The sequence below is a fragment of the Limosilactobacillus alvi genome, from assembly GCF_016900115.1.
Classification (GTDB): Bacteria; Bacillota; Bacilli; order Lactobacillales; family Lactobacillaceae; genus Limosilactobacillus; species Limosilactobacillus alvi.
Genome location: NZ_JACJJQ010000051.1, coordinates 1 through 10,797, shown reverse-complemented (window position 1 = coordinate 10,797; position 10,797 = coordinate 1). Strand labels below are relative to the sequence as shown.

Sequence of the window (10,797 nt, the reverse complement as noted above, 5' to 3'; positions counted from 1 at the left end):
TTTCTAGACATAAAAATACCCTCCAAGCATAAGATGAATTTTCTATTTCATCTGTATACTTAGAGGGCATTATAGCCCAAGGCAAAAATTATAGTCCGGATTTTAATGTTAGAGGGGCAAAAATTAATAGTTAATTCCCACCCTCCCTTTTTCATCTCCGAAGGTTACTCAGTAACTAAGGTCAAAGCAGTAGCTGATTGGCAGTTGCTTCCCTGGCGGTCGCACCAACCGATTCCGCTTTGCATGGGCTCACAAACGCCAAACCAGTTGGCTGATTCGCTCTAAGAACGATTCTAATAAGTTCTTCATACTCCAACCAGGCCGTCAAGGAGCTCTTTTCCATCGTCGCTTTTTACTAGCTGTTATGTTACTTCTATCATATATAGCTTAAAAAGAAACTTCATTTTAATAATGTTAATTTTTATATAAATACTTAATTAAAGGAGATAGTCTTGAAAATTACAATGTATTATTTGAGAAAAGGTCAAGATTGGTTAAAATTTAGATCAAATAATTTGACCTTTTTTGACCTTTGGCGATAATAGTAAGTGTAAGGATCAACAAAGAAAGGAAGTCTGAATGATGATGAATGGACTACAAAGACGGGATAACTTGATGGATAGTATGTTAAATTGGTTTGACGATAATTTCTATTCAGATACAATTACCAATGGGTCAATGAAGACTGACATCAGTGAAAACGACCACGGCTATGAAGTTAAAATTGATATGCCAGGCTTTGACAAGAAAGACCTTCACTTGAATTATGATCGGAATGTTTTAACGGTTACAGGACATCGCGAAGCAGATTCTGATGTGAAGGATGATTAAGGAAACTTACTTCATTCAGAGCGGCGGTATGGTCAATTTAGCCGGCAATATCGGTTACCGGACGTTAACCAAAAGCAAATTAGTGCTAAGTACGATGCAGGCGTCTTGACCATTACCTTGCCAAAGTTAACAACCGAAGATCAAACTAATACGCGGATTGAAATTCAATGATAAATAATAAACTATTAAAAAGGTTCAAGATGAAAACTTTTCACCTTGAACCCTTTTATTTTGACTATAATTCCTAAATAGTTTACAGAAGTTACGGCTAAGGCAGTACCAAGAGGACCTGGCCTTCCGTATAGATGGCACGATCTTTGATTTGTAATATCAAGCAAGTTGGCTGATTTACGCCAAAAACTATTTTTACGCATCAGCCTACGTTCTTTTTGTCACCACCAGGCCGTCAAGGAGCCTTTTTTCTATCCTCATTTAAAATTTTTAGATTGATCGCGAGAAAACATTTTAATGATTGGAACTTGAATTATCCAAATGTTCCTTAATCCCCATTGGAAAGTCTTTATCGAATTCTTTTAAAATTGGTAAGAGATAATTAATGTAATCGTGATAAGCGGCAATCGGGTTGTTAAGATCGGCTTTTTTGGCCATTAAAGCAATTGCAATTTCATGAGCGCGTTGTTCATTGGTAATCAAAATATTTCCTCCGTTATAAAAAGTAAATCTTATTTTTCAGCTTGAGCTAGTAAGCCAAATTTAGCTTGACATTCTGGACATAGGCCATGAACTTCAATGTCATTTCGAGTCACTAAGTAGTGAGTTTGTTGCCGGGTAATTTCATCCAAACTAGTACTCAAGTCAGTGAATTCATCAGTAAAGACATCGGTGATTTTACCGCAATTATCACAGACAACGTGATAATGTGGTTGGCCAAAGTAATCGTAATGTGTGGAACCATCACCGTTTTTGAGTTCGATTACAAGATGGTAATCAAGTAGCAGTCGAATGGTATTATAAACAGTCGCAATACTAATTGAGTCATTATGTTGTTTTAAATCATCATAAATCATTTCGACACTTGGGTGAGTGTGATGGTTAACTAGATAATTTAGAATGGTTTTGCGTTGAGGTGTTAAGCGGACTTTATGGTTCCGTAAGATTTTTAGTGCATGTAGATATTCATCCTGTGCCATTGTATTCCCCCCCTTATAATCGGTTCCTTTTTGTTATTATAGCATTTACATAATTGGTTTGAAAACTTATAATAATCACTGTTGAGAATAATTCTAAACTAGGAGACGAGAGAATGAAGAATTCAGTTGATCAAAACGGCAAAGCTTATAGCCGTTTTTGGTTTATTTTTACGTTATTAATTGGAACCTTTACAATGTCGATTAGCCAATCTTCCTTATCAACAGCATATCCTACACTAATGCGGAGTTTTGGGATTTCTGCTGATACTGTTCAATGGTTAACAACAGGCTTCATGTTAGTAATGTGTGTTAGTATGCCGATTTCGCCGTGGCTATTGAACAACCTTAGTTTTAAGCGGATGTTTGTCTTAGCTTTAGCTTTATTCGACATTGGTACGTTAATGATTGTCTTTACTCCAATCCAACTTGGAGAAAACGGATTTTGGTTTATGATGATTGGGCGAGTAATGGAAGCCTTCGCGGTTGGAGTATTGTTTCCTTCTTACCAATCGGTTTTACTTGAAATTACTCCAAAAGATGAGCGAGGAACAACCATGGGAATTGCAGGGTTGGTGATGGGTTCAGCCCTTGCTTGTGGTCCAATTGTTTCTGGGATTATCCTAAGATTCTTTAATTGGAAGGCTCTTTTTATCTTCTTTATGATCGTGATTACCATCATTATTATCTTCGCCCAAATTGGATTGATTCGGGATGTCATGGCGCGTCATGAAACCCATTTAGATTGGTTATCTGTTTTCTTATTACTTGGGCTAGTTGGTTTGATGGAAGTGATCGATCAAATCGGGAAAAAGAACGTAAATTGGTTATTGAACGGTGTAATCTTAATTGTAAGCTTAATTATGTTGGCAGTTTTTATTGGACGGCAATTTAAGTTAACAACCCCATTATTAGAGTTGCGGGTCCTCTTTACATTTAATTATGATCTAGCAATTTTACTGACCTCGATTTCTTACATCGCTTTAATTGTTACGACAATTATTTTTCCACTATACTATCAAGGAATCTTACATGTTAGTCCGTTTGTTTCCGGGATGGCTCTAGTTCCAGGAGCGGTATTTTTGAGTATCTTAAATCCACTAACTGGGAAATTAGCTGATAAAATTGGCTTTAAACCAACCATGCTTTTAGGAATGGCTATGATCATTCTTGGCTGGGTAATTGGGACGTTTAGCCTTACTAAACTTAATTTAGCGATTATGATTTTTGCGGCTATGATTATTGAGGGCGGAAATGCTTTTGTGATGATGCCGGCTGTAACCCTTGGTGCTAATGCTTTACCAAATCATTTAGTTCCTCATGGGACTGCGGTAATCACAACCATTCGGCAAGTCCTTGGTTCAACGGGTGTAGCGGTTTCTACTGTGATTTTAACTAGCGTAAGTCAAGCTGCACTAAGTGAAGGGGTTAGTCTCCAATTAGCTTCGTTGAGGGGGTATCATTTAGTCTTCTCAGCAATGATTGGAATAGAAATAATTGGGTTATTGCTAGCATTTTTAATTCAAAATAATCAGAAACAATAAACAGATCCCAAAAAATAACTTCAGCAAATTTTACGGATGTATGAGCAGAAGATGGCACCTCCCTTGACGGCCTGGTTCGGATAAGTAGAACGTAGATTGATTCATTAAAGTCGGCCTTTCGCGCGCGCTTATCCACTAAGGCCATGCTTTGGCGCGAACCAGCCAACTGGTTTGGCGTTTGTGAGCCCATGTAAGGCTGAATCGGTTGGTGCGACCGTTAGGGAAGCAACTGCCATTCAGCTACTGCTTTGACCTTAGTTACTGAGTAATATTCGGAGATGAAAGAGAGGGTGGGAAGAAGCTTGAGTTTCTTCCCACCCTCTTGCTTGCATTCTATTCTGAAGATGACACAGTAACTACGGCCAAGACAGTGACCATGTGAATTCGGTCTTCCCTACAGGTGGTATGATCCTACTTGCCCTTGCATGAGTTTGTAAACACCAAGTAAGTCGGCTACTTAGATTTGTACGAATCTACCTTTGTTCTCTTTATCCTAATCAGGTAGCTAAGAAGCTTTGCCAAAACCAGAAATCATTCAAAATTATCTTGATGGAAGTGGCTGTTTATTAATAACAACGCCACTACCAAGTTAATTAGCAACCCAATTATCGTAAGCTAATGGATTCCGTTATTACTTTCTCATTATTATGTGCATCCGGATTATATAATGGTCGCTTTTAATTCCAATAAATTAAAACAATAATTAACATTTGAACTAAACTGGTAAGAATTAAGGATGGTTCTGCAAGCCGCTTATCTAGCGTAAAAAGCCACCAGCCAAGGGTAAGAATAATCGCAACAATGGTTAATTGATTAATTGGGTGTGTAAAGAGAGAGAGTATCAAGAAAAGCAAGGTACCTAATAATAACCAATTCCGTTTTTTACTACGAGGTAAAAAGAAAGGAGTTAAGAAACACCAAGTTGAAGTCATAATTGGTAGTAAGTAGAGAACAATTTCCCAGGAAATAAAATGCAAACTAGTATAGGCATTGCCGATTGGAATGGTTAACATCAATAAAGCTCCAAAGGTTAAAAGACCAGCCTCGTTTTGCAAATTTAATTGCGAAAATTGCATTAAAAACATGAAAATTGGGAGGAGTAGTAATAGCAACATTACCAAAGGGGCAGTGATAAAACCAAAGACAATGCAAAAGCCACTTATTATGATTAAGAGATTAGCTAATCGCGATTGAAAATGGTTATTTAACTGGAGTACCAAGCTAAATGCCAATAAAAGCTCATACAAAAAAAGCATTCCCATATGGGTGTTAAAGTGGGTTCCTGAAACACTAACGGCATAGCTAAACGGGGCAAATGACCAACTAATGAAAATAATTGCGGCTGTTGCTAGGTTGCTTTGCCAGTTAGTAAAGTCTAAATTGGCGACTTGTAAATTAAACTTTGCCAAAGTAATTCCTCCAAAAAGTATTTTCTCTAGTATAACTTTTATTTTATATCCATTGAATACTAACTTTAAAATATGTTAAGATGAGCAACGTTATAAAGCAAATTCCCGATGGGAGGGTGGATCTCCACTCGCTGCCTTGTAACCGCACACTCAAGTTTGAAGTATGGGGGAATTATTATTATGAAAAAACATTTATTTACATCAGAATCAGTTTCTGAAGGTCATCCTGATAAGATAGCCGATCAAATATCAGATGCTATTTTGGATGCCTTGTTAGCAAAAGATCCCGATGCGCGGGTTGCGGTTGAAACTTCCGTTACTACTGGTTTAGTCTTAGTTTTTGGTGAAATTTCAACAACGGCTTATGTTGATATTCAAAAGGTTGTCCGGAAGACAATTAAGCAAATTGGCTATTCAAATGGAAAGTATGGCTTTGACGGCGATAATTGTGCTGTCATTGTTTCGCTTGATGAACAGTCACCTGATATTGCTCAAGGGGTGGATGATGCTCTTGAAGCGCGGGACGGTAAAACGGATCCTCTCGATAAAATCGGTGCTGGTGACCAAGGATTAATGTTCGGTTACGCAACTGACGAAACGCCAGAATACATGCCATTACCATTGATGTTGAGTCACCATTTGATGCAAAGAATTGCTAAGGCCCGGAAAGATGGTGAAATTAGCTATCTTGGACCAGATGCTAAAGCTGAAGTTACCGTTGAATACGATGAAAATGATCGAGCTAAACGGGTTGACACGGTAGTTTTAAGTACTCAGCATGATGCAGCTACCACACTTGAACAAATTCGCCATGATGTGAAGGAAAAGATTATCAAGCAGGTGATTCCAGCGGAATTATTAGATGATCAAACTAAATACTTCATTAATCCAACTGGTCGCTTCGTAATCGGTGGTCCTCAAGGTGATGCTGGTTTGACGGGACGAAAAATTATTGTTGATACTTACGGTGGGGCTGCACACCACGGTGGAGGTGCCTTTTCTGGTAAGGATGCAACAAAGGTTGACCGGTCAGCTTCCTATGCTGCTCGATACATTGCAAAGAACCTTGTAGCAGCTGGTTACGCTAAAAAGTTAGAAATTCAAATTGCTTATGCCATTGGGGTAGCTAAGCCCGTATCGATTTCAATTGATACTTATGGAACTGGTACGCGAGGAGAAACGGAATTAATCGATGCAGTTAACCAAGTTTTTGATTTGCGGCCAGCTGGGATTATCCAAATGCTTGATTTGAAACGACCAATTTACAAGCAAACAGCAGCCTATGGTCACTTTGGCCGGACGGATGTTGACTTGCCATGGGAAAAGTTAGATAAGGTGGATGCCTTAAAGCAAATCTTGGGTTAATAAGAAAGTGATTGATAAGAGATGTTGTTTCTCTTTCAATCACTTTTTTTATTGCTTAAACTTTTGAAAAATGTTTTGCCAAAATAAGATAACGACAGCCCCTAAACACCAACCACCAAGAACATCACTTGGGTAGTGAGCACCGACGTAGATTCTAGAAAAACCAATCAGCAGGATTAGGGCAATAATTAAGCTGGTTTCGAAAATTTTTAACTGTTTAGATTGGTGACTGGCCCATAAGAAAAGCAAGGTACTACCAATTATTAAAACTACCCCACTGGAATGACCACTCGGAAAGCTGTAACCAGCATAGTGTATTAAAACGTCGCTTTGTGGTCGCGGACGGAGAACAATATGCTTGATGATTTTATTTAAAAGGGTTCCTGAAAGAACGATCAAGCAATACAAAATGGTGAATTTAAATCTCTGAGTTAAAACTAAACTGATGCCAATTGCAAGTGCCCAGATGATTGAAGGTGTGGGATTGAAAAGTTTGGTGAGGTTTGAAAAAAAGAAGGTCAGGTTTCTTGTGCGGTAAAGATTAACTAATTCTCGGATCGTATGGTCGCTATTTAAAACGAAGGAGTTATGAGTGGCTACCAATAGCCAATCAATAAGGAAAAACAGTAAAAGCAACCAGAAAAAGAAGGTTTGTTTGCTAAAGGTTTTCAAAATCTCAACCTCCGAATAGAATGATTTAGCTTATTGTATCATTATTAACTAGCGCTTGACGATTAGTTACTTCAGTTCGTAAACTAAAGTTGATAAGCAAGGAGGCAAATTATGCAGCAACTCGAAAATCCGTGGTGGGTGAAACAAGTTGGTCAAACCATTACTCTTGGATTGACAAGACAATCCATTCAGAAAATGGGGGACTTATATTTCGTTGATTTACCTAATCCGGGAGCAATCTTATCAAAGGGGATGCCTTTTGCAACAATTGAAAGTCAAAATTGGGTGATCACCCTAAATTCACCAGTTAACGGGAAAGTGGTAGCAACTAATGAAGCATTTACCGGGATTATTAATCCTCCTCAAGTAACCGTTTCCTGGTTAGTTAGACTTAGTACCCTTGGAAAGTGAGGATGGGCTAGTGAACGAATTAGCGGAAGTTGAACAACAAATTAAAGCCTTGCATGAGCAGTTAGTAGCTGGTGAAATCTTTTGGGATCTTGGAAAACAATTGGCGCAACCATCAAAAAATTTGAAGGGCCATCGACGGGAAAAATTTGAAAATCACGAGCTTGATCCGTTATTTATGGTTGAACTGCAAATGACGGCTAATAATGACCTTATTGATCATGATCGACCCCTTGCGAAGGGATTAGTCGAAGCCCTCCCAGGAGCCTTACAAACTACTAAGATTCATATCCGTCATCAGTTGGTTGGGTTCATAAATTGGGCGGTTGAACATCATCGGCTTTCAAATGAACAATTACAATGGTTAACGGTTAACCTATTGCAAGCAAAATATTTTTATAACCATTTAACGGAGCGAAATAGTCCAGCGGTTTATGGACGAAGCTTAGGATTAGTGTATTTTCGATATCTTCTATATGCTGCTCGAAAGCAGAAAAAACCAATTAAACTTCAAGTTGTAAAGCGTCTTATTAACCGATTGGCAGTGGCGATGTTAGCAGAGCGTGACACCCGGGGCTTTGTAGAAGGGGCAGGCTGGGTACAAATTTTTGCTGCCTATGCGGGTTTATGCAATGAAATTTGTGCTGATGATCGTTTAAAGCGAGCTGATAAATTATTTTTAATGGCAAGTTTTTTAAAGGCTTATGAACAGTTAACGACGCCACTTACAATGAGTGAACCTGACGAAGGAGCTGGATTTATCAACCAGACTTTAAAGACTCATCCCTTATACCGACGTTATTTTATTAATGAGCTTCAAGAATGGCGAAAAAAGCTAGATACTTTAAACATGGAAAAAACTGCCACTTGGCACCAGGTGTTTAATCACCGCCATTTATTGCAGACTATGTTAATGGATGAAACTTTACCACCAGAAATTGCGGACGCAATTATGAATCAAGAAAATAATAGCTAAATTATTTCCTGTCGTGTTATAATGAAGATTCTAAGAGTTACGGTTTAAATGACAATTGAATAAAGGAGATAGTTATGGCAAAAGACAAACTTCACGTCGCTTTGTTATTCGGGGGTAATTCTTCGGAACACGACGTTTCCAAACGTTCAGCACACAACATCTATGATGCAATGGACAAGGAAAAGTACGACGTTAAGCTTTTCATGTTTACCAAGGACGGCATTCTTATTGATGACGAATCATCACGTCGAATTTTTGATGGTGAACCTGAGGATCAAGTTGTAAAAGAAGCGTATGCCAAGATGGACCTGGATTCACCTTTAGCCCCAATTAAGGTGTTAGAATCAGCAGGTCAAATTGATTTCTTCTACCCAGTAATCCATGGGAACCTCGGGGAAGACGGAACGGTGCAGGGCCTTTTCCGCTTACTAAAGAAGCCTTATATTGGGACTGGAATTGCCGGTTCAGCAATGGCCTTTGATAAGGACCTAACAAAGCGGATTCTTGATCACGCAGGAATTCGTAATACACCATACGTCTTATTAACCGCAGACAACCGGGCTGATTATCCTTGGTCCCGAATCGAAGAAGAACTTGGCGGCTTGGTTTTCGTTAAGCCAGCTAAACAAGGTTCATCTGTTGGAATCCACAAGGTTACCTCGGCTGAAGAATATGATGTGGCTCTCAAAGATGCTTTTGCTTATGATTTTAAAGTCTTAGTTGAACAAGGCTTGGATCATCCACGGGAGATTGAAATTTCTATCTTAGGAAATGAAGAACCAATTGCCTCCAAGCTAGGAGGAATTCGGGTACCAGATTCTGATGAGTTTTATGACTACAACAATAAATTTGTTGATGCGTCGGCCGTGGTCTTTGATTTACCAGTACCAACATCGGATAAGTTACGGGAAGAAATCACTTCGATGGCGTTGAAGGCTTACAAAGCCCTTGATTTAAAGGGGATGGCGCGCTTAGATTTCTTAGTTGATAAGAATGACGTGCCATACTTAGGCGAACCAAATACTTTGCCAGGGTTTACCAATATTAGTCTTTACCCACAAATGTGGAAGGTTTCTGGAATTGATTACTCAGAATTAATTGATCGCTTGATTCAATTAGGAATTGATGAGTTTAACCGGAATAACAAAATTAGTTACAGCTTTACTTCTCTGGGCGAAGAACACGTCGGAGAAAAGCGATACCATTAAATTTACTAATCAATAAAATAAAGTGGGAGCTTTTTTAGAGGTTAAAAATGATTGAAAATAGGTAAACATTCGGTGGATAACTGAATGTTTACCTATTTTTTTCGTGCTAAGCGGAGATTTTAAATTTCATTTTCTTTACAAATAACTTTTATTAATAACTCTTTCTTATTAAAAAAGAATATGTTATATTTTTTAAGGCTAATTTTTTTCAATGAAATTAATTTTGTGGTAAAGTATTGGCAAGAAGTAAAAGTAAGGTATTATTTTAGCAATAAATTATAGGGAGAAGGAATTTATATGCGTTTAAAAGGTGACGTTTTAAAGCAAATTCGGCGGAAGCGGGGATTGTCTCAAACGGCGCTTTCTGAGGGAATTTGTACCCAAGCTACAATTAGTTTAATGGAAAAGCAAAACCGAATTCCTAAGATGAACATCTTAACGGCGATTTGTGCCCGGTTAGATATTCCGGTTGATAAAATCATTGAAAACGATGATGTTTCAATGACTTCTCAATTTGATGAGATTAGTTTATTAATTGTTCAAAAGCATTATGATGATGCAACTGAACGCTTAAATAAGATTAAAGTAAAGAAGTTACAAAATGACTTCGATAAGCAACGTTATTACTACCTCCTTGGGGTATTACAAGTTGCCACCGATCAAGTTGATGAAGCAATCTTTAATTTTGAATTGATCCTAACGCAATTCTCAACGATGAGTGCTAATATTTACTGGGCGCTGACGACGGTTGGAATGGCAATGGCTTATGAAAAGCGCGGTAATGAAGAGCGAGCTCTTAAGTTCCTACAACGAGCGGTTACGTTGATTGACGAAAAACAATTAACTGGTGGCAAGCGGCAATGGATTATTATTTATCGGAATATTGCTGACCTTTACCTTAAGTTGAAGCAACCAAACGAAGCAATTAAGATTGCTAACCGAGGAATTAATATTTGCCGGGAAGACCTTTCAATGTTCTTGCTTAGTGACTATTACCAAGTAATCGCTAAATCCAAAGTAATGTTAGAAGATCATCAAGCAGCAATTGAAAACTACGAAATTGCTAAGAGTTTGCTTTTAATCAATGATCAAACCGAAAATGCAGAAGCATTGGAAAATGAAATTGACCAATTGAAGTAAATTTAGTTAAAGCGAAAAAGGGGTCTACAATATTTGGTACTGATAGGAGTAAAATCCTAGCAGTACCAATTTTTTTGATTTAGGGGATTTTATGTA

General features: G+C 38.1%; 10 protein-coding genes, 1 pseudogene and 1 riboswitch. Of the genes and pseudogenes, 7 read left to right on the top strand and 4 right to left on the bottom strand.

Annotated features, from left to right (window positions below):
- Positions 1 to 582 precede the first annotated feature (582 nt).
- A pseudogene (locus H5993_RS08455) lies at positions 583 to 1,002 on the top strand (Hsp20/alpha crystallin family protein).
- Positions 1,003 to 1,296: 294 nt separating this feature from the next.
- Here the strand turns inward: H5993_RS08455 and H5993_RS08450 are convergent.
- Entirely contained in the window at positions 1,297 to 1,485 is a 189-nt protein-coding gene (locus tag H5993_RS08450; RefSeq protein ID WP_204777025.1) for a hypothetical protein, read from the bottom strand.
- A 29-nt stretch (positions 1,486 to 1,514) separates the two neighbouring features.
- The gene (locus H5993_RS08445) at positions 1,515 to 1,982 is read right to left on the bottom strand and encodes a Fur family transcriptional regulator (RefSeq protein ID WP_204777024.1); all 468 of its coding nucleotides are present in this window, start codon (positions 1,980 to 1,982) and stop codon (positions 1,515 to 1,517) included.
- A gap of 113 nt (positions 1,983 to 2,095) precedes the next feature.
- Here H5993_RS08445 and H5993_RS08440 point away from each other — a divergent pair, with 113 nt between their 5' ends.
- Positions 2,096 to 3,523, top strand: a complete 1,428-nt coding sequence (locus H5993_RS08440; protein ID WP_204777023.1) for an MFS transporter — start codon at positions 2,096 to 2,098, stop codon at positions 3,521 to 3,523.
- A 677-nt stretch (positions 3,524 to 4,200) separates the two neighbouring features.
- Here H5993_RS08440 and H5993_RS08435 read toward each other — a convergent pair.
- A complete protein-coding gene (locus tag H5993_RS08435; RefSeq protein ID WP_204777022.1) occupies positions 4,201 to 4,932 on the bottom strand; it encodes a hypothetical protein in 732 nt (243 codons plus the stop codon).
- An 85-nt stretch (positions 4,933 to 5,017) separates the two neighbouring features.
- A riboswitch (SMK box riboswitch) is annotated at positions 5,018 to 5,115 on the top strand.
- On the opposite strand from H5993_RS08435, the gene metK reads away from it, so the two are divergent.
- Complete coding sequence (gene metK, locus H5993_RS08430) at positions 5,110 to 6,297, top strand: methionine adenosyltransferase (protein WP_219634242.1); 1,188 nt, start codon at positions 5,110 to 5,112, stop codon at positions 6,295 to 6,297. It overlaps the preceding riboswitch by 6 nt.
- A 48-nt stretch (positions 6,298 to 6,345) precedes the next feature.
- Here the strand turns inward: metK and H5993_RS08425 are convergent, their stop codons facing one another.
- Complete coding sequence (locus H5993_RS08425) at positions 6,346 to 6,969, bottom strand: phosphatase PAP2 family protein (protein ID WP_204777021.1); 624 nt, start codon at positions 6,967 to 6,969, stop codon at positions 6,346 to 6,348.
- Between the two features lie 111 nt (positions 6,970 to 7,080).
- Between H5993_RS08425 and H5993_RS08420 the strand changes: the two genes are divergently transcribed.
- The 4 genes from H5993_RS08420 (at position 7,081) to H5993_RS08405 (ending at position 10,701) form a co-directional block, all read left to right on the top strand.
- Positions 7,081 to 7,380 (top strand): glycine cleavage system protein H, encoded by a 300-nt coding sequence (locus tag H5993_RS08420; protein WP_204777020.1) that lies wholly within the window; start codon positions 7,081 to 7,083, stop codon positions 7,378 to 7,380.
- A 10-nt stretch (positions 7,381 to 7,390) separates the two neighbouring features.
- Complete coding sequence (locus H5993_RS08415; RefSeq protein ID WP_204777019.1) at positions 7,391 to 8,353, top strand: DUF2785 domain-containing protein; 963 nt, start codon at positions 7,391 to 7,393, stop codon at positions 8,351 to 8,353.
- A gap of 74 nt (positions 8,354 to 8,427) precedes the next feature.
- A complete protein-coding gene (locus H5993_RS08410) occupies positions 8,428 to 9,561 on the top strand; it encodes a D-alanine--D-alanine ligase family protein (protein WP_204777018.1) in 1,134 nt (377 codons plus the stop codon).
- A 297-nt stretch (positions 9,562 to 9,858) separates the two neighbouring features.
- On the top strand, positions 9,859 to 10,701 hold the full coding sequence (locus H5993_RS08405; RefSeq protein WP_204777017.1) for a helix-turn-helix transcriptional regulator: 843 nt from the start codon (positions 9,859 to 9,861) through the stop codon (positions 10,699 to 10,701).
- Positions 10,702 to 10,797 lie beyond the last annotated feature (96 nt).

Bases quoted from the DNA above. Each gene is read 5' to 3' on its own strand.
- H5993_RS08410 (WP_204777018.1), top strand. From the start codon at position 8,428: ATGGCAAAAGACAAACTTCACGTCGCTTTGTTATTCGGGGGTAATTCT.
- H5993_RS08405 (WP_204777017.1), top strand. From the start codon at position 9,859: ATGCGTTTAAAAGGTGACGTTTTAAAGCAAATTCGGCGGAAGCGGGGA.
- H5993_RS08440 (WP_204777023.1), top strand. From the start codon at position 2,096: ATGAAGAATTCAGTTGATCAAAACGGCAAAGCTTATAGCCGTTTTTGG.
- H5993_RS08445 (WP_204777024.1), bottom strand. From the start codon at position 1,982: ATGGCACAGGATGAATATCTACATGCACTAAAAATCTTACGGAACCAT.
- H5993_RS08420 (WP_204777020.1), top strand. From the start codon at position 7,081: ATGCAGCAACTCGAAAATCCGTGGTGGGTGAAACAAGTTGGTCAAACC.